This is a genomic window from Pseudoruminococcus massiliensis, assembly GCF_900291955.1.
Taxonomy (GTDB): Bacteria; Bacillota; Clostridia; order Oscillospirales; family Acutalibacteraceae; genus Pseudoruminococcus; species Pseudoruminococcus massiliensis.
This window is the reverse complement of the sequence record NZ_OLMR01000002.1, coordinates 355,720-377,962: the sequence shown is the minus strand read 5'-3', so window position 1 is coordinate 377,962 and position 22,243 is coordinate 355,720. Positions and strand designations below refer to the sequence as shown.

Below are 22,243 nucleotides of genomic sequence, written 5' to 3'. Positions count from 1 at the left end.
TCTTCACCAATAATCATTGGGTGAATGCGTAATTATTTCTTAAGACCTTTGAGGTCATTCATATTAGGTGGTGTCATTCCACCCATAGGCATACCGCCAAGCCCTGGAAGTCTGCGTCTTTTGCCACCCTTAGTAGCCTTAGGTCCGAGCTTTTTCATCATCTGCTGCATTTGTTCAAACTGCTTAAGCAGGCGATTGACATCTTCAACCCTCATACCACTACCGTTGGCAATTCTGCGTTTTCTTGACGGATTTATGATTGATGGGTTTTCTCTCTCAGCAGGAGTCATAGAAAGAATAATCGCTGCAACTCTATCCATTTGGCGGTCGTCAATATCGACATCTTTAAGCTGTTTATCCATTCCTGGGAGCTTGGAGAGAATACTCTTAAGAGGCCCCATCTTACGAACCTGATTGAGCTGGTCGAGGAGGTCGTTCAAATCCATTTTATTTTGACGGATTTTCTTTTCGATTTCGCCAACTTTTTTAGCGTCAATCTTGCTTTCTGCATCTTCTATAAGGGTGAGAACATCGCCCATACCAAGAATACGGGAAGCCATTCTTTCAGGGTGGAAAACCTCGAGATTTTCGAGCTTTTCGCCTGTACCAGCAAACTTAATAGGCTTGCCTGTGACTGCCCTTACTGAAAGTGCTGCACCACCACGGGTATCGCCGTCAAGCTTTGTGAGGATAACGCCAGTAATATCGAGCAAATCGTTAAAGGATTTTGCAACATTGACGGCGTCCTGACCTGTCATAGCGTCAACTACGAGGAGAATTTCCTGTGGCTGAACCTCATTCTTGATACGCTTGAGTTCGTCCATAAGCTTTTCATCTATGTGCAGACGACCTGCAGTATCTATGATAACCATATCGTTGCCATAGTCCTTAGCGTGAGCAATAGCCTTTTTGGCAATTTTGACAGGGTCTTCTGTACCCATTTCAAAGACATTTACTTCTGCCTGAGCACCGACAACCTTTAGCTGCTCAATAGCTGCCGGACGATAAATATCACAAGCAACGAGGAGAGGTCTATGCCCTTGTTTTTTAAGCATTTTTGCAAGCTTACCTGCATGGGTTGTTTTACCAGAGCCCTGTAAACCGCAAAGCATAATAACTGTCGGTGGCTTCTGTGCTGTCTTGATTCTTTCATTTTCGCCGCCCATAAGAGCAGTAAGCTCCTCACGGACAATCTTGACAACCATCTGTGCAGGAGTAAGGCTTTCCATAACATCAGAACCAACGGCTCTTTCAGTGACAGTATTGGTAAAATCCTTAGCAACCTTATAGTTTACATCAGCCTCGAGAAGTGCAAGCCTGACTTCTCTCATAGCGTCACGAACATCTTTTTCGCTCAGCTTACCTTTATTTTTAAGCTTTTTAAAAGCTGCGCCCAGCTTATCAGATAATCCCTCGAACGCCAAAATGCGTCACCGTCCTTTCATTCTCCCGAAAGTCTTTCGGAAGCTGCTTTTATTATTTTAGTATAATTTTTAATATTAGCTTTATATTCCTGCGGAAGATTTTCGCCTATTTTTTCTATGCTATCTGCCGCTCTTATAATTTCTGCAAAGCCCTGTTTCATATCAGAAAAGCGTTTTGCAAGACCGAGCTTTTCTTCAAGCTCTGTTAAAATCTGTTCAGCTCTCTTTATATTATCACGAACGCCTTGTCGTGAAATATCTGCTGCCTGAGCGATTTCTGCAAGAGATAAGTCATCATTATAGTATAAATCTATTGCGTTTCGTTGTTTTTCGGTAAGCATATCGCCATAAAAATCAAGCAGATAAGCAATCTCAAGATTTTTTGCCATAAACTCACCTCATAGTAAAAAATCGCCCTCGACTGTAAAGTAAATCATCTTTACACCTTGAAGATTATACAATAATTTGCCCGACTTGTCAACAGCATAATAGAAAAGTTTTTAAATTTTTTTTAAATATTAAAAAATATAGTGACATTTACTATTTTTCGTGTTATAATATAGGCAAATTCTATTTTAATTATATATTTTTTACGATTGTTAGTAACTTATTTTCGATTGGGTGGTTGAATGTTTGAACAAACGATAAATATTGACAGAATGGAGCAGGCAGTAGCACTTTTTGGAACTTTTGATGAAAATATCAAAATTATACAAAATGAGTACCTTGTGTCGGTTACTGTCCGTGGTTCGGAGCTTAAAATCAGCGGTGATGTTGAAAATGTTTCAAAAGCGGTAAGTGTTATAAATAGTTTACTTACACTTATAAATCACGGCGAGGCATTAAGTGAACAAAATGTCAGATATTGTATGTCGCTTGTTAATGAGGGCAGCGACCAGAAAATCGAAAGTCTTTCTGGCGATTGCATTTGCATAACCTCTAAGGGGAAACCAGTTAAGCCTAAAACAATCGGTCAGAAAAATTACTGCAACGCTATTAAACAGAATACCATTACTATTGGTGTCGGTCCGGCTGGTACAGGTAAAACCTATCTCGCTGTTGCTATGGCGGTAACTTCTTTCAGAGCTCACGAGGTCAATAGAATTATTCTTACAAGACCTGCTGTTGAGGCGGGCGAAAAGCTTGGATTTCTTCCAGGTGACTTGCAGAGTAAGGTTGACCCGTATCTGCGTCCGCTTTATGACGCACTTTTCGATATGCTTGGTGCGGAAACCTATCAAAAATACCTCGAAAGAGGAAATATCGAGGTTGCTCCGCTCGCATATATGAGAGGAAGAACGCTTGATGACAGCTTTATTATTCTTGATGAGGCACAGAATACAAGTCCTGAACAGATGAAGATGTTCCTTACAAGGCTTGGCTTTAACTCTAAGATGGTTATTACTGGTGATATTACTCAGATAGATTTGCCGAGTGGCTGCCATTCAGGTCTTAAAGATGCAGTAAGAATACTGAAAAATATAGATGGCATTGCGAACATCAGCTTTACCGAAAAAGATGTTGTTCGTCATAAGCTGGTTCAGGACATTATCAAAGCATATGAGCGTGCCGCTGAGCGTAAGGATAGAAATGATTCAAACAAAACTTTTATAGAAAGGAAGAGCCATAATGGACAAAATTAAGGTTATTATTACTAACAAGCAGAAAGATGTTAAAATCCCTACGGGGCTTAGAATGTTGATTCGTCGTTGTTGTAATGCTGTTTTAAGAATGGAAGAATTTGAAGGCTCTGTTGAGGTTAGCGTAACTATCGTAAATAATCAGCAGATTAAAGAGCTTAACGCACAGTATCGTGATAAGGATATGGAAACAGATGTGCTCTCATTTCCTATGGGAGAAAACGGAAAATATGATATTGACCCGACAACAGACTCAAAGATTCTTGGGGATATTGTTATCTCTATCGAAAAGGCAGTTGAACAGGCTGATAGATATGGACATAGCCTTCAGCGTGAGGTTGGTTATCTTACAGCTCACTCTATGCTTCATCTTCTTGGCTATGACCACGAGGATAACGGGCTTCAGCGTTTGCGTATGAGAGAAAAAGAGGAGCAGATAATGACACAGCTTGGACTTCCTGCATCGTCAAGCTATGTTATGGACGACAACAGATGAGAAAATTCCTAAGAGGCTTTAAGTTTGCGTTTAAGGGAATTTTATATTGCATAAAAAACGAGCGGAATATGAGAATACATACAGTTGCAATGGTGTATGTTCTTATTTTCGCACGTTTTTTTCAGTTTACGAGGACTGAATATGCAATCTTGATTATTACAATCGCAATGGTGCTTGCAGCCGAGGCTTTTAACACTTCTCTTGAAAGAATAGCCAATAAATTCGGTATGGAATATAATAAGCTCATAGAGGCAGCTAAGGATACCGCAGCAGGAGCGGTACTTATACTTGCAATAGGAGCGGTGGGCGTTGCAATAGCATTATTCAGTGATGCTAAGGGTTATATAAACATATATAATTATTTTATGGGAAACCCGATAATGCTTGCAATTTTAGCGATTTCGATTATAATAGCCTTAATATATATAATATTTTTACCAACTATATGTAGAAGATTTGGAAAAACTAAAAAGGGCATTGATTGATAAAAACGGCTGTCATAAGCTGCTTTTGTGAGATTTAAAAGGAGAAAATTATGGGAAATGAAAATGTTCAGAGTAAGACAGCGTTTATTGCAATAGTGGGCAGACCTAATGTAGGTAAATCTTCTATTCTTAATACACTTCTTGGACAAAAGGTGGCGATTGTTTCGTCTAAGCCACAAACTACAAGAACAAGAATTATGGGCGTTCTTACCGAAAACGAAACTCAGCTTGTATTTACTGATACGCCAGGCTTGCATAAGCCAAGAAATTCGCTTGATAAATTTATGGTACGCTCTGTAAGTGAATCTGTTGCAGGTGTTGATGCTTGTTTGCTTGTTACAGAAGCGGGCAGAGAGGTTTCGCCAGAGGAGCTGGAGCTTGTTGAAAAATTTAAGGCTCTTGATATTCCGGCGGTTCTTGCGATAAATAAGACAGATACTTTAAAAGATAAAACTATACTTGCAGGACAGATTGCAAAGCTTTCTAAGCTTTATGATTTTGAGGCGGTTGTGCCTTGCTCTGCTCAGACAAATGACGGCATAGATGACCTGAAAAATGAATTGAAGGCTCTTGCTATGGAGGGTATGCACTTCTTTGATGATGATACCCTTACAGACCAGCCTGAAAGAGTTCTTGCGGCTGAAATTATTCGTGAAAAAATGCTCAGATTGCTTGCAAAGGAGGTTCCTCACGGTTCGGCTGTTGTTGTTGAAAGAATGAGAGAGCGTGAAGACAGCAATATTACAGATATAGACGCAACAGTTTATTGCGAAAAGGCAAGCCACAAGGGAATTATTATTGGTAAGGGCGGTTCTATGCTTAAGAAGATAGGCAGTTATGCCCGTGCTGATATGGAAAAGTTTTTTGGCTGTAAAATTAACCTTACTATATGGGTAAAGGTTAAAGAGGATTGGCGTAATAGAGAGGGTATACTTCGCTCACTCGGCTATGACGAAAGAAATTTTGATAACTAAAGTATTGACATGTAACGACCTGTGGCAAAGTTCCTCAAAAGTTTCGCACAAGCCTTTTCAAAGGCTTGCGGGGTTGAGGGACGGAGTCCCTCATGGGTTTTAAGGGCAACGCCCTTAACATCTCTTTTTTCAAAGGCGAACATAGTTCGCCCTAACGGTAGTTCATTGGGAATTTCGTAATTCGCATCAATAATCTTCCCTTAATTAGTCACGAGCGAAACTTTTGAGCTTCTTGTGGAAGTTTAATCTTAAAAATTTCTTGCGGTAATATTTTCAACTCATATATTTTGCTTTCTAAACAAATAATTATAGTGAGAGAATTATTTGTTTGAAGGAGGCGTTCTATATGGATAGGCTTGATGAAAATACAGCGTGGCTGAACTTTACTTCAACAGGCAAGGTTGAAGATTATCTTATTTATTGTACGGAAAAATATTCTAACTCGTCAGGTGATACACAATATGAGGATACAGACAAAGGGACTTATTCTGACAGAGCAGAGCGTTGGAGAGAGCGATAAGCTCGTTACTGTGCTTACTGAAAGTGACGGTATTATTCGCTGTTTTGCTAAGAATGCAAAAAATATAAAATCTAATCTTTGCGTCGGAACACAATCTCTTTGCTATTCCCGTCTTTCTATCTTTAAGGGACGGGATAAATACATAATTGACCAAGCTGAGTCTTTGAGCGTGTTTTATGAATTGAGGCTCGATATAGAAAAGCTTGCACTTGCTCAATATTTCTGCGAATTGATGATAAATATTGTTCCAGAGGGTGCGGAAACTGTTCCTTACCTTAGATTGATATTGAATTCACTTTATTTTGTCGCAAATGGAAAGCGTCCTATGCCGCTTATAAAGGCAGTTTTTGAGCTTAGACTTTTGTCACTTGCAGGCTTTATGCCAAATTTAGTATGCTGTGATAAGTGTAAAATATACGAATCTAAGATTATGTATTTTTCTAAGGCGGAGGGAACATTGCTTTGCGATTCGTGCTATAAGGGTGAGGAAAATTATATTCCGCTTAGTATAGGAGCTTTGACTTCTATGCGTCATAGTATTTATGCAGATTTTGAAAAGATTTTCTCTTTTAATGTTACAGGTACGGCTTTACAGGAATTTTCCTATGCCACTGAACAATATTTAATATATACAGTTGGCAGACACTTTGCATCGCTTGATTTCTATAATACTATGAAATCGTGATTTGAAATTTTGAACTGCTTTATTTGAGGATTTGATAATATATGGAAAATAAATTTTATAAATGTCTTGAGCTTGACAAAATACTTTTACTTCTTGCGGACGAAACCTCTATTGAGCGTTCAAGAGAAGCCGCTTTGGCACTTGAGCCATCAAGCGGTTTATTTGAGGCGAATGAGCTTCTTGCCGAAACAAATGACGCACATATGCTTGTTGGGCGTTTTGGTACACCGTCATTCGGAACTGTTCGTGATATGACTAATGCTATCCGCAGAGCACAGGCTGGTGCGGTTCTGAATACTCTTGAGCTTCTTAGAATTGCGGAGCTTCTCAGAGTTATCCGCTCTCTTGAGGAATGGCGTAAGAAAAGTGCCTCTATCGAAACTAAACTCGATATGAGGTTTAATATGCTTGCTCCTAATAAGTATCTTGAAACTAAGATTACAACATCTATTCTTTCAGAAGATGAAATTGCGGATACGGCATCACATAATTTGCAGGATATTCGCAGAAAAATTTCTATTGCATCTTCTAAGGTAAGAGAAAGGCTTGATAAGATTATACACAGTGCATCTTATCAGAAATTTTTGCAGGATTCGATTGTTACTATTCGTGGCGGAAGATTTGTTATTCCAGTAAAGGCAGAATTCAGAAGCTCTGTTCCCGGACTTGTACATGATACCTCGGCGAGTGGTGCGACAGTCTTTATCGAGCCTATGGGAGTTGTTGAGGCTAATAATGATATTAGAATTTTACGCTCTAAAGAACAGGCTGAAATCGAAAGAATACTTGCAAATCTTTCTGCGGAAATAGGTGCTTATGCGGATTCTATGTGCAAGAGCTATGATATTCTTGTACAGCTTAATCTTATCTTTGCTAAGGCAAATCTTGCATATAAGATGAAGGCAACTGCACCGATACTTAATGCAGATGGAAGAATTAAAATAAAAAAGGCTCGTCACCCACTCATTGACCCTGAAAAGGTTGTTGCAACCGATATTGAACTTGGAACAAGCTTTGATACTCTTGTAATTACAGGCCCTAATACGGGCGGTAAGACGGTTACGCTTAAAACTATCGGTCTTTTTTCGCTTATGGCTATGTGTGGGCTGATGATTCCTGCATCGGATAATAGTGAACTTTCTGTTTTTGATGATGTTCTTGCGGACATTGGCGATGAACAGAGCATTGAGCAATCACTTTCGACCTTCTCTGCTCATATGACTATGATAATTCAGATTTTAAAGAGAGCGAATGACCGTTCTCTTGTACTTATAGATGAGCTTGGTTCGGGAACTGACCCTGCCGAGGGTGCGGCTCTTGCAACAGCTATTCTGGAAAGGCTTCGTTCTATGGGTGTAAGGCTTGCCGCAACAACTCACTATGACGAAATCAAGCGTTTCGCCCTTGAAACAAACGGTGTTGAAAATGGCTGCTGTGAATTTGATATTAAGACTTTAAGACCAACTTACAGGCTTTTGATTGGTATGCCTGGCAGGTCGAATGCCTTTGCTATTTCTAAAAGTCTTGGTATTGATGATGAGATTATTGCTCGTGCGGAAGAGCTTGTTTCACAAGAGAATACTCGCTTTGAGGAGGTTGTTAAGAAGCTTGAGGACAGCAGAAGTGTTCTTGAGGAAAAGCTTATTGAAGCCGAAAATACTAAGCGTGAGTCTGAACAGATTTTAAAAGAGGCTAACGAAAAGGCTGAACGCATAGAAAAAGACGCTAAAAATGAGCTTGACCTCGCAAAGGCTCAGGCTGGAAACATAGTACAAAAGGCAAGGGCACAAGTATATGCCCTTCTTGATGAGCTTGAGGCAGTTAAGAAAAAACAGAATGTTACTGCCGAGGATAAGGCAAAGCTAAAGGCTGGTATCAGAAATATGGAAAATGATGCCGACCCTATCGAACGCAGAAAGAATGACGAATATGTTCTGCCAAGAAAGTTGAAAAAGGGCGATAATGTTCTTATCTTCGACATAGATAAAAAGGGAATTATTCTTGATATTGACGAAACTGCTCAGAATGCTTTGGTTCAAGCGGGAATTGTCAAAATGCGTGTGGAATTTTCTAACCTTAGACTTCTCAAGGAGGATACAGTTAAAAAGCCTATCCGCAAATCGACAAGAACTGTTAAGACTGATGTCAGCCGTACAGCTTCGACAGAGGTTGATGTGCGAGGTCAGACCGCTATGGAGGCGGTTATGTCGGTTGATAACGCAATAGATTCCGCTATACTTATGAACTTGAACACTTTGACTATTATTCACGGAAAGGGTACAGGAGTTCTTCGCAAGGAAATTCAGGCACACCTTAAAAAGCACCCCTCAATCCGTTCATACCGTCTTGGAACATATGGCGAAGGCGATGCAGGCGTTACCATTGCAGAGTTGAAATAGTTTTAATAGTGTGGGTTTGATAATAGCTGTTAGTTCTTAATATAGCTTTCAGGGAACCCCCTGCGAGGGTTCCCTACGAAAAACATTCCTTTGGAATGTTTTTCTACCCTCCTGCGCTTTGAGAAGGATAAAGAATTTCGCTCTCTGCGGAGAGCGACCAAAGGCTTTGCCGTAGGTGACTACCTTTGGAAACTGCAAGCTTTTGAAAAAGCTTGAGCAAAACTTTTAATTTTTATCGAACGCATTTAATAATATTTTATTGGATTTGGGGAGAGATGATGAGCATTGAAAACAACAAAAAATAAGCACATATTATTGAAATCAATTATTATAACACTCATTAGCCTTATAGTTATGGCACTTATATTTTGTACGGTATGTGTTATTCTTGCTATGCAGGACCCATATAAGGAGAAATATTCTACCACAGATACTGTTGAAATAAATGCTGACCTTGTTGCAGATATAGCCGAAGCTGCTGTTTTTGGCAAGGCTTATACAGCCAATGACCAAGAAGTTAATTCATACATAAGAAAGAGCGTAGACTCTAAGAGTGAGTCTAAGATAAAAGACCTTGCGGTTTATTTTCACGATGAAAATAAGGCTGATATTTATGGCAGAGTTAATTTGAATATACCTCAGCTTAATTATAGCGGTGATTTCGGCGTATATTGCGAGGCGGAATTTAATCTTGATAAATCTCAGAAAATACTTGAGGTTACTTTGTCAAATACCAAGCTTGGTATGCTTCCTATTCCAGATTCTATGCTTGGAGATATTCTTAAAAAAACATTTGCAGATAAGATTAAATGCAAAAAAAATATGCTCCAGCTTCCTGTTTCTCTTGAAACTACCGTTGAAGGTATAGATTTGAAGGTTTCGCTTGAAGAATTTATTCCGGAAGAGGGGAGTGTTACATTAAAATCTAATAAGATTCTTGCTGATACGCTTGATTCTGCATCAGATAAGGCTAAGGAATGGATTATTGAACACAAAAAACAGCTTAGAGAATATGGAGATGATATGGCACAGTGGCTTGATGATAACAAAGATAAGCTTGCTGAGTATGAAAGCAAGGCTGAAGAATGGGTAGAACAAAATAAGGATACTATCTCAGAATATGGCAAAAAGCTTGAAAAATGGGCAAGCGAAAATTCTGGAACAGTGTCTGAATATAGCGATAAGGCTAAAAATTGGCTTGAGGAACAATTTTGGTGATGAGGTGAAAAAATTGTATTTTGAAAAAATTATTGAAAAGTTTAGTAGTTTAAATGAAGTAGAAGCAATTGCTCTTGGAGGCTCAAGAGCGACGGGTGCAAATGATAAGAAATCTGATTATGATATTTATGTATATACAACTGATGAAATATCTGTAAGTACTAAAAGAGATATTCTGAGCGAATGCTGTGATATTATGGAAATATCAAACCACTATTGGGAGCTTGAGGATAATTGCATTATGAAGGACGGCATAGAGATTGATATAATTTATCGCTCTATCGACAGAATGAGCAGTTTTATCGGAGAGGTTGTTGAAAAGCATACTGCTCTAAACGGTTATACAACCTGCTTCTGGCATAATGTGGTTACTTGTAAGGTGCTTTTTGACCGAAACGGAAGATTACAGGCTATGAAGGAACGCTTTACTGTTCCATATCCACAAGAGCTTAAAAAGAATATTATTGAAAGAAATATGAATTTATTGAGTGGCTGTCTGCCTTCGTATGATAAGCAAATTGCTAAAACTGTGGCAAGAGGGGATTTTGTCAGCGTAAATCATAGGCTGGCAGCATTTCTTGAAAGCTATTTTGATATAATTTTTGCTTTGAATGAAAAGACGCACCCAGGCGAAAAGCGACTTGTAGAGATGGCAAAAAAGCAATGTGAGATTTTGCCAAATGACTTTGAAGAAAATCTTGATGAGCTTTTTAAGGCTATGTATACGGAAAATATGAACGAGGTTATAAAAAGAATTTATTCTGAATTAAAATTAGTTGTTGATAAAAATTCATAATTATTACAAGAATTGATTAACTGCTATAAATCCCTTGATAAAGCGTTTTCAACAGCTTATAACTTTCCATAAAAATTATACAGATAATGCTTTACATAATTACAAAAAAGTGATAGAATTAACTAAACGCAGTATGTCAGTGGCATAGCTATGTGCGACTGGTTTCGGAAAAATAGAATAATTTAGTTCCGCTGCCAACGCTTGGAAGATTTTAGTACAGCGTTGATTATTTCTTTATAAACTCAAAGGAGGAAATTCCAATGGCAAGAAAAATGAAAACAATGGACGGTAATAATGCTGCCGCTCATGTAGCGTACGCTTTCACAGATGTTGCCGCAATCTATCCAATTACTCCATCATCAGTTATGGCTGATGAAACCGACAAGTTCTCCGCAGCAGGTCGTAAGAACCTTTTCGGCAGAGAAGTTCAGGTTACAGAAATGCAGTCTGAGGGTGGTGCGGCAGGTGCTGTTCATGGCTCACTCGCAGCAGGTGCTTTGACAACAACCTTTACTGCTTCTCAAGGCCTTTTGCTGATGATTCCTAATATGTATAAGATGGCTGGCGAGCTTATGCCGAGCGTTATTCATGTTTCTGCTCGTGCTCTTACAAGCCATGCTCTCTCAATCTTTGGCGACCATTCAGATATTTATGCTTGCCGTCAGACTGGCTATGCTATGCTATGTTCAAATAACCCACAGGAGGTTATGGACCTTTCTGCTGTTTCTCATCTTTCAGCAATTAAGGGCAGAGTTCCTTTCCTTAACTTCTTTGATGGTTTCCGTACATCTCACGAGATTCAGAAGATTGAAGTCTGGGATTATGAGGACCTCGGCGATATGCTCGATTGGGACGCTGTTGAGGCTTTCCGTCGCCGTGCATTGAACCCTGAGCATCCTGTAATTCGTGGTACAGCTCAGAATGACGATATTTTCTTCCAGGCTCGTGAAGCTTGTAATGTATATTATGATAAGATTTCTGATGTTGTTGTTGACTATATGAATCAGGTCAACGCAAAAATCGGTACAGACTATAAGCCATTCAACTATTATGGTGCTCCTGACGCAGAGAGAGTTATCATTGCAATGGGTTCTGTCTGTGACGCAACAGAAGAAGTTGTTGATTATCTTAACGCAGCAGGCGATAAGGTTGGTCTTATCAAGGTAAGACTTTACAGACCTTTCGTTGCTAAGTATCTTCTCGATGTTATTCCTGATACTGTTAAGTCTATCTCTGTTCTTGACAGAACAAAAGAGCCTGGTTCTATCGGCGAACCACTTTATCTTGATGTTCTTGCAGCACTTCAGGGCTCTAAGTTTGGTATGGTTCCTGTTTATACAGGTCGTTACGGCTTAGGTTCTAAGGATACAACCCCTGGCGATATTGTTGCTGTTTATAGAAATATGGAAACAGACGAGCCAAAGAGACGCTTTACAATCGGCATTGTTGATGATGTTACACATCTCTCTCTTGATGTTAAGGAAAATCCTGACACAACTCCTGCTGGTACAAGCTCTTGTAAGTTCTGGGGTCTTGGTGCTGACGGTACAGTTGGTGCAAACAAGAACTCCATTAAGATTATCGGCGACCACACAGATATGTATGCACAAGGTTACTTCGCATACGACTCTAAGAAGTCTGGCGGTCTTACAGTTTCTCACCTTCGTTTCGGACATCAGCCAATTAAATCAACTTACTATATCAGTAAGGCAGACTTCGTAGCTTGCCATAACCCATCTTATGTTGATAAGTATGAAATGGTTGAGGACCTTAAAGAGGGCGGAAGCTTCCTCCTCAACTGCCCATGGAGTGACGAAGAGCTTGAAGAAAGACTCCCTGGCAAGATGAAGAGAATTATTGCTGAAAAGAATATTAACTTCTATACTATTGATGGTATTGATATTGGTAAGGAAATCGGTCTTGGCGGAAGAATCAATACAGTTCTTCAGGCTGCATTCTTTAAGATTGCCGGCATCATTCCTGAGGAAGATGCAAAGCAGTATATGAAGGACGCTGCTACAAAGTCATATAGCAAGAAGGGCGAAAAGATTGTTGCTATGAACCACGCTGCTATTGACAAGGGTATGGAAAGCTTCCACAAGGTTAATGTTCCTGAAGCTTGGAAAACTGCTGAAGATAACAGAGTTGATACTCCTGCAACAGGCGATAGAGCTGATGTTGTTGAGTATGTAAATTCTATCCTCAAGCCTGTAAACGCATATCAGGGCAACAAGCTTCCTGTTTCTGTATTCTCAAATCATGTTGACGGTACAGCTCCACAGGGTTCTGCTGCCTATGAAAAGAGAGGCATTGCTGTTGATGTTCCTGAATGGAATCCTGCAAATTGCATTCAGTGTAACTTCTGCTCACTCGTCTGCCCACACGCTGTAATTCGCCCTGTAATTATGAGCGACGAAGAGCTTGCAGCTGCTCCTGCAAACACAAAGTCTAAGCCTGCGACAGGTCTTGCTGGCTTCAACTTCTCTATGACAATTTCTACCCTCGACTGCACAGGCTGTGGCTCTTGCACACAGGTTTGCCCAGGTATGAAGGGTAATAAGGCTCTCACAATGCAGTCTATCGACTCACAGCGTCCACAACAGGAGGTATTCGATTACGGCAGAACTATTGAGCCAAAGCCAGAGGTTGCCGCTAAGTTTAAGGAAACTACTGTTAAGGGCAGCCAGTTCAAGCAGCCACTCCTTGAGTTCTCTGGTGCTTGTGCAGGTTGTGGTGAAACACCTTATGCAAAGCTTGCTACACAGCTCTTTGGTGACAGAATGTTCATTGCTAATGCAACAGGCTGTTCTTCAATCTGGGGCGGTTCTGCACCGGCAACTCCATACACAGTAAACCACAAGGGCTTTGGTCCTGCTTGGCATAACTCACTCTTTGAGGATAATGCTGAGTTCGGTTTCGGTATGACACTTGCACAGAATGCTATTCACGACAGACTCAAAGAGAATGTTGAAAAGATTGCAGAGCTTTCTGCTGATGAAGAAGTTAAGGCAGCAGTTGCTAAGTATGTTGATACTCTTACAGATTCAAAGGCAAGCAGAGAGGCTACTGACGCTCTTATCGAAAAGCTTGAAGTAATTGCTGGCGGTGACGGTGAGGCTGCTGAGCTTGCTAAGAAGACACTTATTGATAAGGATTCTCTCGCTAAGAAGTCTATGTGGATATTCGGTGGCGATGGCTGGGCATATGACATCGGCTTCGGTGGTCTTGACCATGTTATCGCAAGTGGTAAGAATGTAAATATCCTCGTATTCGATACAGAGGTTTATTCAAATACTGGTGGTCAGGCTTCTAAGGCTACACCTGTTGGTTCTGTTGCACAGTTTGCCGCAACAGGTAAATCAACAAAGAAGAAGGACCTCGCAGCTATCGCAATGAGCTATGGCTATGTATATGTTGCACAGGTAGCTATGGGTGCTGACTACAATCAGTGCGTAAAGGCATTCGCAGAGGCTGAAAGCTATAACGGACCTTCAATCATTATCGCTTATGCTCCTTGTATCAACCACGGTATTAAGGGCGGTATGGGCATTTCTCAAATCGAGGAAAAGAAGGCTGTTGCTGCTGGCTACTGGAATATCTTCCGCTTTGACCCAAGACTTGCAGATGAGGGCAAGAATCCATTTATGCTCGATGGCAAGGCTCCAAGCGAAAGCTATCGTGACTTCATCATGGGTGAGGTTCGTTATAACTCTCTTACTCGTTCATTCCCAGAGCGTGCCGAAGAACTCTTTGAAAAGGCTGAAAAGGTTGCCGCTGAGAAGTATGAGCATCTCGAAAAGCTTGCTGGTAAATAATCAGTAAATTGGCTTTCAGAGTTGAATTTATACGCATATAATCTGAATATATAAAACGGGACTGTTATGGCAATATGGCTATGACAGTCCTTGTTTATATATCTTAATATTCCAAGAATTAAAAGGAGTATAGAAAGTATGATTATGGAAAAATCTTTTTTTGAGAGATTGAAACGAATTTATTCGGTTGAAGAATTTTGTGGTTATGAAGCAGTGTTTGCATTTGAATTTTGTTCAGATGATATTTATGAATTAACTGGAGAGGAATTTTCTTTGATTGAATCTCGACTTGAAAAATATCCATTTGAACTGAAAAACTGGATTGATGTAAATATTAAGCTATATTATAATGACAGCGACAATTTGCTTGCTGTTTTATACGGAAATGATAATGACTATTTTCAGATGTTTTATGGTGCTTCAAGCCAACAGGGATACGAGAAACTTTTTGATTCAATCGGTGACATCGGAGATGAAATGTGAAAAGCTATAATATAGTTTTTTATATTGATTTTTATGCAGATTACAGAATATAATCGTACTATGGTTTCTGAACCTTCTATGAAAGGATTTTAGTTTTATTAGCAGAAACACCAGTGATATTTATAAATAGGAGGTTTTATTTATGACTGCTAAGACTGCACAAATAGCTGAAATGATTGATATGCTTCCAGATAAAGAAATTGAGGAAGCAGAGCAAAGCGGATATATTTCCGCTAATTGAGATTGACTGGGATAATCTTGACAAGATAGTTTAAAAAATGCTGTAAAAAGCAGTATTTTTTAGAGCGGTAGACTTCGGTCTGTCGCTTTTTCTTTGTTTATCGGGAGCGAAATTATACCGCTCTCGGCTTTACTGGAGGTAAGGGGGCAGGCTAAAAAGTTTCCGAAAAGGTATAGCCACATAGGGTGGCTCTGTTCTATGAAAAAAATTCCTTTTATTTTTAAAATCTTCAGTTGCTCATATTTTATTACATTAAAGCGACAAACTTTTTTGTATAGCTGTCTTAAATATTACATATTGCGTGTAAATAGCGTGTGGTTAATCGTGTGAATGTTTGTATGGTTACAGACTTTAAGCTATTGTTATTGTAATAGTAGACAAATCGACTTTTTCACGCATAAAAAAATCAAGCCCACTTCCGAAGAAGGGCTTGATTAAGCGGTTAAGTTTACTGCGAATATACGCATATTCAAACGCGTGAAAATAACTTAAAACAGAAAATGCCCCGCACGCGTAATGCGTGTCGAGGCACTCGACTGGAGCTGATAGGCAGGCTCGAACTGCCGACCTCATCCTTACCAAGGATGCGCTCTGCCGCCTGAGCTATACCAGCAAAATTGGCGACCCGGATCGGGTTCGAACCGACGACCTCTAGCGTGACAGGCTAGCGTTCTAACCAACTGAACTACCGGGCCAAATGGCAGGGGCAGAAGGACTTGAACCCTCGGCACGCGGTTTTGGAGACCGCTGCTCTACCAACTGAGCTATACCCCTATGTGAGCCGAATATAATATTATCATATTCGGCGTGGTTTGTCAAGAATTTTTTGAGATATTTTATAAAAATAGAGTAGGAATTATCCGGCAGCTTTAGCCTTAGCAGAGAACATAAGTGTTAAGGTTTTGTAATCGCAATTACCAGATTGAGTCAGCTTATTAGCCTTTTGGAAAGCCTTTACAGCCTTTTGAGTGACTTCTCCATAGTAGCCAGACTTTTCCTCATTGAAGTATCCAAGAGCCTCAAGACGGTTCTGAACCTTTTTAATATCGTCCTTAATGTCGCCGAATTCAAAGAACATATCTTTGGTTATTTTCAGGGAGGTATCAGCTTTAACCTTTGAGGTAGTAGCTTTGCTTGTTTCAGCTTTGCTTGTTTCAGCTTTGCTTGTTTCGGCTTTGCTTGTTTCGGCTTTGCTTGTTTCGGCTTTGCTTGTTTCGGCTTTGCTTGTTTCAGCTTTGCTTGTTTCAGCTTTACTCGATTCAGTTCTCTTTGTAGGGTCTTCTGGATTGATGGAAACCGAAGGATACATAATTTCAATCATATCAGTAAGAGCCTCTACAAGAGAATTTCCCTGACGAGAGAAAAGCTCTGATGAAAGCTCATAGACCTGTTTGTTTTTAACAGCGGAAAAATCCTTGAAAAGCTCACTTTTCATAATCTTATCTTTAACGCCTATATCGCAGAAGATATATTGCGGATTGGCAAGCTTTAGTGCATTGAAAGCCTCATCATCAGCAACACCAGCCTTGCAGACATTAACAGCGTTGAGATATTCAAAGAGCTTGCCCGAGGGTGTATCGTCCTTGAGAGAAGTACCTTTCTCATCATATAGATAGCAGGCAGTTACAAGAACCTTGCTCTCTGGAATAAGCCTTTGCAGGTCGTCCATAGTTACAGAGAGAGTTTCGGCTCTTTCCTCGCCGATTTCTCTGCCTGTTGTTTCGCCAGCCATAACAGCACCAACATTGCCGAAAAGGTCGCTGATACCGCTCATACTTGTAGCAGGAACGAAGGTGATTACTGTAAAGCCCGATTCATTTAGCTTGGTGAGCTGTTCTTTTGGCATATCGCTGTCGGCAAAGATAACATCAGGGCTAAGAGCGGAAATCTTTTCGAGGTCAGGCTTTAATTTAGAGCCAACAGTCTTAACACCAGAGATTTCCTCCTGAGTACACTCGTCAGACCTGCCCTCTATCTTCTTGATAAATCCGCAGGAAACGAGAATATCTGCGATAGAATCCGAAAGTACGATAACTCTGTCTGGAGCTTTGCTTATTGTGATATTGGCTAATTTCACAGGATATTCCTCAGAACGGCTTGAGTTACAGGCCGTCGCTGAAAGTACCATACCTGCCACAAGTGCCAATGCAACAATTTTCTTAAACATTTCACATTTCCTTTCCGAAAAAGGTTAGTTGTTTTTAAGCTGTCTTGCCTCTGCTATGGCGACAAATTGCTTTGCACATCTCGGAGAACGACCGCCACGCTCTAAAGCCCACTGTTCAGCCTCATTTTCAAGAGTTTCGATGTCTATCTCAAGACCCTTTTCATTTGCGAGAGAACGGACAATCTCAAGATAGTTTTCCTTATCAGGAACGCTGAAATTAACTGCAAGACCAAATCTATCTGAAAGTGAGAGAGTTTCTTGCATAGTATCATTTCTGTGCAGGTCATCACTGCCTCTGTCGGAATATGTTTCCTTGATGAGGTGACGGCGGTTAGATGTTGCGTAGATGAGAGTATTGTCAGGACGAGCCGCAAGACCACCCTCAAGAACAGCCTTGAGCTGTGCATAAGTTTTATCGTCAGTAGAGAATGAAAGGTCATCTATAAAGATGATGAATTTAAGCGGCAGAGCCGCAATTTTATCTACGAGTATAGGGAAGTCGCCAAGCCTGTCCTTAGGCATTTCTACCATTCTAAGGCCGTCCTTATAGAATTCATTGAGGATAGCCTTTACGGTTGAGGATTTACCTGTTCCTCTATCGCCATAGAGCAGGCAGTTATTGCAGTGTATTCCGTTGAGGAAGGCCTTAGTATTATCAACAACAAGTCCACGCTGTATCTCGTAGCCCTTGAGTGAGGAGATAGAGATTTTATCAGGGTGTACGACAGGTTCAATGTTGCCGTTTCTCCATATAAAGGCTCTGTATCTTGCGAACATACCACAGCCATTTTTAGCATAATAATTTACGAGCCTGTCTACACATTCTCTGAGTGTGGCAAATTCCTCGCAAGGCTTGCCAGTACCCCATCTTGGCAGGGAATGTTCAAAAGAGCCAAGCTCATCTCTGTGTTCATAGCCAAGGAGAATTTGTTCAGGAGTTATTCGGCTTATTTTGATGATAGCGGCAATATCACGCTTAGTTGCGGATAAAGCCTCTGCGGAAAGCTCATTTATGCGGTTATCTGCGGCAAGCATAGAGAAGCGATTCTCGTCAAAGAGAGCAGTTTCTGTTATACAGCCAGCGAAATTGCTTGCGAAGCCTCTGTCACTGAGAACCTGAAAGAATTCTCCCCAAGCACCAGCAAATTCGATAGGCTCTTTATCGAGTGAGCAAAGTAGCTTAAAGAAAGCCTTAGGCACAGTGCGGTTTAATATTCCTCTATATATTGAAAGTGACGACATCAGAAGTGATGCTTCTTTTGCTAAACTTATCATTATAAATCCTCTCCTTGATTTTGCATTTAATTTGCCACTTAGCTGACATACTTTTCTTAGACACTCAAAGTTTCGCTCGAGCCTTTTTAAAGGCTCGTAGGACAAGGGCAACGCCCTTGTCGCTCTCCGCAGAGAGCGAAACACCTTTGGGCTTTGCCCAACATTTATTTTTTCTTAAAATCGGCGGATTTTATCCGCCGATTCATTCTCTTTTGGTAGCAACATTAGTCAGTAAGGGCGGACAAAGTCCGTCGCTTAATTTTCTTGCGTTGCTGACATTAGTCAACAAGGGCGGACTTTGTCCGCCCTTTGGGGGCAAGAGATGTTAAGGGCGTTGCCCTTAAAACCCACCAAAGGCTCTGCCTTTGGAAACCGCAAGCTTTTGAAAAAGCTTGAGCAAAACTTTTAATTTTCTTAGAGAAGTGCATTAGCTAATCGGTGTCAGTGATTTTTTCAATCTTATTACGAGTGTATAAATGCCCCTAATGTAGATATTTTACGACATTTTGGCATATAAGTCAAGATAAGGCAAGGCTTGCCTTATTGCTCAATAACTGTGATTTTCTTGAGTATTCCTGTGTTTGGATAGTACTCTATATCAATATAATTAATATGATGCAGATATGAAGTATTGATGACATAGGAGTTATTTACATCTACTGCGTTGTTGTCCTCAAGATAGCTGAGTGTAGCTTTATCAAGCCTGAGAGCTTCTTCGTTATTTTTGTTATCGGAAAAATATATGCTTTTGTTGTTTTCCTTGCCAATTACTGAATAATCGCTCGTTATAACATTTACAGCTTTGCTCTTGAAGTCATTTATATAAGGCACACCTAAGAAGCCCTCACCGATAACACAGCCAAGCATAACTATTGTAATAACTGCAAATCCAAGGGATAGTACCTTTCGCTTTATACAGCTTATTATAAAGGTGATTACGCTTATAATTCCTGCAAGCATTTGCAGAGCAAAAGAAACGCTGAGTGCATAGAAATAAATATCGCCAACCATAGGCACCATAGCCTTAATAACAAATTGCAAAGCGGTAATCAAAAGAAATATAACAAAGCACCAGACAGATAATTTCATAGCACCGCCGGTGTCTTTTTTCTTTGAGTTTTTCATAATAATCTCCCCTTAGCTTTTACTAAATAATATCACATCATAAGATAAAAGACAATAAAAACCGTTCTTTTGCGGAAGATATTCCCCAAAATTTCATACATTTAAAATAAATTTCATATCATACATAAATTTTCGTTTTTCGCAGAATACTTCAGCTATGATATAAGCAGTGGATATATCTTTGAGGGGGAGCAATATGAAGAAACAACAAATTAAAAGTATAAAAAAATTCATTCCGCATATATCAGCGTCTTTGTTGTCGATTCTTGCAGTAGCTTGTGTAATATTCAGAGTAATGAGTTCTCCTCTTGATTATAACGAGGCTATGGTTTTTGCGGCAAAGCTTTCTTTGCCAACAGGCAATACCTCAATGAGCGATAACAAAGAAGCGAGCAAGGCTGAAAGCCAAGAAACAAGCGAAACATCAGAAGATAAAAAGCAAGAAGCCTCAGAAAAGCCTAAGAAAAAAGCAGAGGCTGTTCCAGTGAATGCGGAGCTTTCAGAGCCTACTGAGGAAGAGCTTGCTGAATATGACAAAGCCCACGAAGGCGAGAATAAATTTACTGTCTATGAAACAAATATAACAGGTGCAGGGGAGAAGTATGATAATTTTTATGTCAAAAATAATGCCTCAGCTGATATAGATATAGGAGAGGAATTGAGCGGAGAGCTTGGCTTTACTATTGAAAAAAGCGACCAACCACAAGTTTTGATAATACATACGCACACAGGCGAAAGCTATCTTAAATACGATACAGGATATTATTATGAAAGCTACTATCCACGAACAGATGATAATAACGAAAATGTATGTGCTGTTGGTGCGGCGATAACGAAATCTCTCAATAAGCGTGGCATAAAGACTATACACGATACCACAAAGCACGATGAAAGCTATAACGGAGCATATGATAACAGTATGGAAACTATTCAGAGCTATCTTGAAAAATATCCATCTATAAAGGTGGTTTTAGATATTCATAGAGATGCCTTCAGTACAGATGAGGACGGTGCAATGAAAAAGCCAACCTTTAAAACAGCAGATGGTCAAAAGGCGGCACAGATAATGATTATGGCGGGTTGTGATGTTGACGGAGTGAGAGATTTCCCAGAATGGCGATATAATCTTCGTCTTGCACTAAGGCTACAGCAGACAGCAGAAACACTATATCCGGGTATGACCAGACCGCTGAATTTCGGAGATTTCGTATATAATATGAATGCGAATACAGGTTCATTGCTTATAGAGGTCGGCACAGACGGTAATAGTCTGAATGAAGTCAAGCTTGCAGGCAGTCTGCTCGGCAATGCCTTAGCGGAGTGTCTTGAAAAAAGTGCCTCTCCTGGAAATAGCTAAAGGCTTTGCTTGAGCCTCTGAAAGGCTCGTTAGCGATATTAGTTAATAAGGACGGACCTTGTCCGCCCTTATTAGGAGATTTCATTTGAAAAACTATCAATTAATTTTCTTATCCGAAAGGTATTCCATGTACAAGTTCTTTTAGAGAATCTCCACGCATAGCAGTAGAGATTAACTCTATTGAGCGTAGGTGTGCTTTGTCAAATAGCTCATAAAAATTATCTGTTCTTATTTCATCAGGATTGAATGGTGAACGCCATTCTTTATGGGATAAATTTGCATAATCATACTCAATTTTATTGTTTGCTGGTCTTAGAAGAGATGAAAGTACAGGCGGAAGCTTTACAGCCTTTTCTCCGATAGAAAGAACCTTGCGTTTAAAATGTGTTTTGTCGTTAATTAATGCAAGACCATTGTGCCAATCGTGTTGAGCGGTTATTATTTCACGCTTTGTCATAGTTGGCAAGGAATACATTACCATCAAACTGTGCATCATATCGGCAATAACCGTCATAACATTAGAATCTAATGGTGAGAGTGTTTTCAGATTGATAGTTGTTAATGGCTTGTTATAAAAATGTTCGTATAGAAGAACATCAAGGTTTGCCTCTATATCATTGTGACAAGTTGATTCGTGCAGACCTATTTCAGATTTTGCAAGCTCTGAGGCACGACATAGTATATATGGGTGAGCGGTACTATCAAAAGCATAGTGTGAAATAAATCCGAGGGCATAGCTGAGAGCGGTATCGCTTTCGTGGTTTTTCGCATATGCAACAAGATAACCAAGAATATTTTCAGCAGGCATTTTGTGCATAAGCGTGCCGATTTTGTTATAGCTTTTACCCCTTTGCCAAGGCATAATTCTGTGGCAGAAGAAAAAATCAGGGCCATTTCCACCCCAGATAAAGGCGGTTCGGTTGAGCTTTAGTGATGGGTAAAATTCGTGTATATCATCAATCAGCCTTTCGGACATGATATAATGTGAAACAACGGCTGGCATCGGGCTTCTCCTCTCCATTGAAACCAACCCACAGCAAAAAGCAGAATTGTTCGTAGTGGGTCGGGAAGGATTGTTAATGCGGTCGAAAAAATCACCAATGAATTATTGTTCAGGCGTATGTAGGGGTGAATATAGTTCGC

The 22,243-nt window shown here is 40.1% G+C and carries 18 protein-coding genes and 3 tRNA genes; 12 read left to right on the top strand and 9 right to left on the bottom strand.

The genetic code is table 11. The features are described 5' to 3' along the window. Positions 1–32: 32 nt before the first annotated feature. Together ffh and ylxM are read right to left on the bottom strand one after the other, a co-directional pair. Complete coding sequence (gene ffh / locus C9914_RS04585; protein WP_022265404.1) at positions 33–1,424, bottom strand: signal recognition particle protein; 1,392 nt, start codon at positions 1,422–1,424, stop codon at positions 33–35. A gap of 17 nt (positions 1,425–1,441) precedes the next feature. After that, a complete protein-coding gene (gene ylxM, locus C9914_RS04580; RefSeq protein WP_106763684.1) occupies positions 1,442–1,813 on the bottom strand; it encodes a YlxM family DNA-binding protein in 372 nt (123 codons plus the stop codon). 240 nt (positions 1,814–2,053) lie between these two features. Between ylxM and C9914_RS04575 the strand changes: the two genes are divergently transcribed. The 11 genes from C9914_RS04575 to C9914_RS04530 all read left to right on the top strand — a co-directional run bounded on the left by C9914_RS04575 (position 2,054) and on the right by C9914_RS04530 (position 14,935). After that, positions 2,054–3,067, top strand: coding sequence for a PhoH family protein (locus C9914_RS04575; protein ID WP_106763683.1), 1,014 nt, complete (start codon positions 2,054–2,056; stop codon positions 3,065–3,067). Beyond that, positions 3,054–3,560: an rRNA maturation RNase YbeY gene (gene ybeY / locus C9914_RS04570; RefSeq protein ID WP_022265407.1), complete on the top strand. Its 507-nt coding sequence runs from the start codon at positions 3,054–3,056 to the stop codon at positions 3,558–3,560. The genes C9914_RS04575 and ybeY overlap by 14 nt, the downstream gene beginning before the upstream one ends. Continuing rightward, positions 3,557–4,045 carry a diacylglycerol kinase family protein gene (locus C9914_RS04565; protein WP_022265408.1) on the top strand — a complete coding sequence of 163 codons (489 nt, stop codon included), beginning with the start codon at positions 3,557–3,559 and terminating at the stop codon, positions 4,043–4,045. Before ybeY ends, C9914_RS04565 begins: the two co-directional genes overlap by 4 nt. Before the next feature lie 50 nt (positions 4,046–4,095). Further along, the gene (gene era, locus C9914_RS04560) at positions 4,096–5,019 is read left to right on the top strand and encodes a GTPase Era (protein ID WP_106763681.1); all 924 of its coding nucleotides are present in this window, start codon (positions 4,096–4,098) and stop codon (positions 5,017–5,019) included. A gap of 346 nt (positions 5,020–5,365) precedes the next feature. Beyond that, positions 5,366–5,539 (top strand): hypothetical protein, encoded by a 174-nt coding sequence (locus C9914_RS11470; RefSeq protein ID WP_022265410.1) that lies wholly within the window; start codon positions 5,366–5,368, stop codon positions 5,537–5,539. After that, on the top strand, positions 5,481–6,224 hold the full coding sequence (gene recO, locus C9914_RS04555; protein WP_022265411.1) for a DNA repair protein RecO: 744 nt from the start codon (positions 5,481–5,483) through the stop codon (positions 6,222–6,224). The genes C9914_RS11470 and recO overlap by 59 nt, the downstream gene beginning before the upstream one ends. A gap of 41 nt (positions 6,225–6,265) precedes the next feature. Then, a complete protein-coding gene (locus tag C9914_RS04550) occupies positions 6,266–8,623 on the top strand; it encodes an endonuclease MutS2 (protein ID WP_106763679.1) in 2,358 nt (785 codons plus the stop codon). A 285-nt stretch (positions 8,624–8,908) separates the two neighbouring features. Further along, positions 8,909–9,841 carry a hypothetical protein gene (locus C9914_RS04545; protein WP_106763677.1) on the top strand — a complete coding sequence of 311 codons (933 nt, stop codon included), beginning with the start codon at positions 8,909–8,911 and terminating at the stop codon, positions 9,839–9,841. A 13-nt stretch (positions 9,842–9,854) separates the two neighbouring features. Then, positions 9,855–10,637, top strand: coding sequence for a nucleotidyltransferase domain-containing protein (locus tag C9914_RS04540; protein WP_207654833.1), 783 nt, complete (start codon positions 9,855–9,857; stop codon positions 10,635–10,637). A 260-nt stretch (positions 10,638–10,897) separates the two neighbouring features. Beyond that, entirely contained in the window at positions 10,898–14,452 is a 3,555-nt protein-coding gene (gene nifJ, locus C9914_RS04535; protein ID WP_106763674.1) for a pyruvate:ferredoxin (flavodoxin) oxidoreductase, read from the top strand. 138 nt (positions 14,453–14,590) lie between these two features. Then, complete coding sequence (locus tag C9914_RS04530; RefSeq protein WP_106763672.1) at positions 14,591–14,935, top strand: hypothetical protein; 345 nt, start codon at positions 14,591–14,593, stop codon at positions 14,933–14,935. A gap of 778 nt (positions 14,936–15,713) precedes the next feature. On the opposite strand, the gene C9914_RS04525 is transcribed toward C9914_RS04530, so the two are convergent. From C9914_RS04525 to C9914_RS04500, 6 genes are all read right to left on the bottom strand, one after another. Beyond that, a tRNA-Thr gene (locus C9914_RS04525) sits at positions 15,714–15,789 on the bottom strand. 5 nt (positions 15,790–15,794) lie between these two features. Further along, positions 15,795–15,871 (bottom strand) — tRNA-Asp (locus C9914_RS04520). A gap of 3 nt (positions 15,872–15,874) precedes the next feature. Continuing rightward, positions 15,875–15,950 (bottom strand) — tRNA-Trp (locus tag C9914_RS04515). A gap of 82 nt (positions 15,951–16,032) precedes the next feature. Next, complete coding sequence (locus C9914_RS04510; protein ID WP_106763670.1) at positions 16,033–17,343, bottom strand: ABC transporter substrate-binding protein; 1,311 nt, start codon at positions 17,341–17,343, stop codon at positions 16,033–16,035. A gap of 24 nt (positions 17,344–17,367) precedes the next feature. Beyond that, complete coding sequence (locus tag C9914_RS04505; RefSeq protein ID WP_242972055.1) at positions 17,368–18,618, bottom strand: ATP-binding protein; 1,251 nt, start codon at positions 18,616–18,618, stop codon at positions 17,368–17,370. 540 nt (positions 18,619–19,158) lie between these two features. After that, entirely contained in the window at positions 19,159–19,743 is a 585-nt protein-coding gene (locus C9914_RS04500; RefSeq protein ID WP_106763669.1) for a hypothetical protein, read from the bottom strand. 196 nt (positions 19,744–19,939) lie between these two features. Between C9914_RS04500 and spoIIP the strand changes: the two genes are divergently transcribed. After that, positions 19,940–21,100 (top strand): stage II sporulation protein P, encoded by a 1,161-nt coding sequence (gene spoIIP, locus C9914_RS04495; RefSeq protein ID WP_106763667.1) that lies wholly within the window; start codon positions 19,940–19,942, stop codon positions 21,098–21,100. A gap of 109 nt (positions 21,101–21,209) precedes the next feature. Here spoIIP and C9914_RS04490 read toward each other — a convergent pair whose 3' ends face one another. After that, the gene (locus C9914_RS04490) at positions 21,210–22,103 is read right to left on the bottom strand and encodes a zinc dependent phospholipase C family protein (RefSeq protein ID WP_158707329.1); all 894 of its coding nucleotides are present in this window, start codon (positions 22,101–22,103) and stop codon (positions 21,210–21,212) included. Positions 22,104–22,243 lie beyond the last annotated feature (140 nt).

Coding starts and splice junctions, on each gene's coding strand:
- C9914_RS04500 (WP_106763669.1), bottom strand. CDS start 19,743: ATGAAAAACTCAAAGAAAAAAGACACCGGCGGTGCTATGAAATTATCT.
- spoIIP (WP_106763667.1), top strand. CDS start 19,940: ATGAAGAAACAACAAATTAAAAGTATAAAAAAATTCATTCCGCATATA.
- C9914_RS04505 (WP_242972055.1), bottom strand. CDS start 18,618: ATGATAAGTTTAGCAAAAGAAGCATCACTTCTGATGTCGTCACTTTCA.
- era (WP_106763681.1), top strand. CDS start 4,096: ATGGGAAATGAAAATGTTCAGAGTAAGACAGCGTTTATTGCAATAGTG.
- C9914_RS11470 (WP_022265410.1), top strand. CDS start 5,366: ATGGATAGGCTTGATGAAAATACAGCGTGGCTGAACTTTACTTCAACA.
- C9914_RS04490 (WP_158707329.1), bottom strand. CDS start 22,103: ATGCCAGCCGTTGTTTCACATTATATCATGTCCGAAAGGCTGATTGAT.
- C9914_RS04530 (WP_106763672.1), top strand. CDS start 14,591: ATGATTATGGAAAAATCTTTTTTTGAGAGATTGAAACGAATTTATTCG.
- C9914_RS04550 (WP_106763679.1), top strand. CDS start 6,266: ATGGAAAATAAATTTTATAAATGTCTTGAGCTTGACAAAATACTTTTA.
- nifJ (WP_106763674.1), top strand. CDS start 10,898: ATGGCAAGAAAAATGAAAACAATGGACGGTAATAATGCTGCCGCTCAT.
- ylxM (WP_106763684.1), bottom strand. CDS start 1,813: ATGGCAAAAAATCTTGAGATTGCTTATCTGCTTGATTTTTATGGCGAT.
- recO (WP_022265411.1), top strand. CDS start 5,481: ATGAGGATACAGACAAAGGGACTTATTCTGACAGAGCAGAGCGTTGGA.
- C9914_RS04510 (WP_106763670.1), bottom strand. CDS start 17,343: ATGTTTAAGAAAATTGTTGCATTGGCACTTGTGGCAGGTATGGTACTT.
- C9914_RS04575 (WP_106763683.1), top strand. CDS start 2,054: ATGTTTGAACAAACGATAAATATTGACAGAATGGAGCAGGCAGTAGCA.
- C9914_RS04565 (WP_022265408.1), top strand. CDS start 3,557: ATGAGAAAATTCCTAAGAGGCTTTAAGTTTGCGTTTAAGGGAATTTTA.
- ybeY (WP_022265407.1), top strand. CDS start 3,054: ATGGACAAAATTAAGGTTATTATTACTAACAAGCAGAAAGATGTTAAA.